This window comes from Vibrio hepatarius (assembly GCF_001274785.1).
Lineage (GTDB): Bacteria > Pseudomonadota > Gammaproteobacteria > Enterobacterales > Vibrionaceae > Vibrio > Vibrio hepatarius.
This window is the reverse complement of sequence record NZ_LHPI01000049.1, coordinates 1-1,265: the sequence shown is the minus strand read 5'-3', so window position 1 is coordinate 1,265 and position 1,265 is coordinate 1. Positions and strand designations below refer to the sequence as shown.

Below are 1,265 nucleotides of genomic sequence, written 5' to 3'. Positions count from 1 at the left end.
GCACCTGGTCAAGAAAGCGGGCCATACCCACCAAGTGGCCAAGACGGGCGCGGTCACCCTGATCCAGCGTTTTGGATCGGCGCTCAATCTGAATGTTCACTTCCACATGCTGTTTCTCGACGGTGTGTATGTCGAGCAATCCCACGGCTCAGCGCGTTTCCGCTGGGTCAAGGCGCCGACCAGCCCAGAGCTCACCCAGCTGACGCACACCATCGCCCACCGGGTGGGTCGCTATCTGGAACGGCAAGGCCTGCTGGAACGGGATGTCGAAAACAGCTATCTGGCCTCGGATGCGGTGGATGACGACCCGATGACACCCCTGCTGGGGCACTCGATCACTTACCGTATCGCTGTCGGTTCACAGGCGGGGCGAAAGGTGTTCACTTTGCAAACTCTGCCGACCAGTGGTGATCCGTTCGGTGACGGGATTGGCAAGGTAGCCGGGTCCAGCCTGCACGCCGGCGTGGCGGCCAGGGCCGATGAACGCAAGAAGCTCGAACGGCTGTGCCGGTACATCAGCCGCCCGGCGGTATCCGAGAAGCGGCTGTCGTTAACACGAGGCGGCAACGTGCGCTACCAGCTCAAGACGCCGTACCGGGACGGCACCACGCACGTCATTTTCGAACCATTGGATTTCATTGCAAGGCTGGCCGCCCTGGTACCGAAGCCCAGAGTCAACCTAACCCGCTTCCACGGGGTGTTCGCACCCAACAGTCGGCACCGGGCGTTGGTCACGCCGGCAAAACGGGGCAGGGGCAACAAGGTCAGGGTGGCTGATGAACCGGCAACACCAGCACAACGGCGAGCGTCGATGACATGGGCGCAACGGCTCAAGCGTGTTTTCAATATCGACATCGAGACCTGCAGCGGCTGCGGCGGCGCCATGAAAGTCATCGCCTGCATTGAAGACCCTATAGTGATCAAGCAGATCCTTGATCACCTGAAGCACAAAGCCGAAACCAGCGGGACCAGGGCGTTACCCGAAAGCCGGGCGCCACCGGCTGAGCTGCTCCTGGGTCTGTTTGACTGACGAGCCTGAAGGCCAACGATACCAATCAAAATGCTGCGTTCACAGCGCCGCGGCAGGGATCCGCCGTGCTGGTTGTCGGAAAAGGAGCCGCTAGTGGGAAAGAGGAGGGTAAATTTTCAGCGTTGCTGGCTCCCCGTCAGCCGGATTGGGTTGCATCGCAGGGGTGTCGAAAGAGTCAACTGCGGTCCAAAGCTGTTGGACTTGGGTGAAAAGGGCGTTTATTCTTCCTATACGT

At 60.3% G+C, this 1,265-nt stretch carries 1 protein-coding gene; it reads left to right on the top strand.

All coding sequences use genetic code 11. The features are described from left to right. Window positions 1-1,030 (top strand): IS91-like element ISCR2 family transposase (locus AKJ31_RS21910; protein WP_031430888.1); only part of this gene is annotated, 1,030 nt, incomplete at its 5' end. Window positions 1,031-1,265 lie beyond the last annotated feature (235 nt).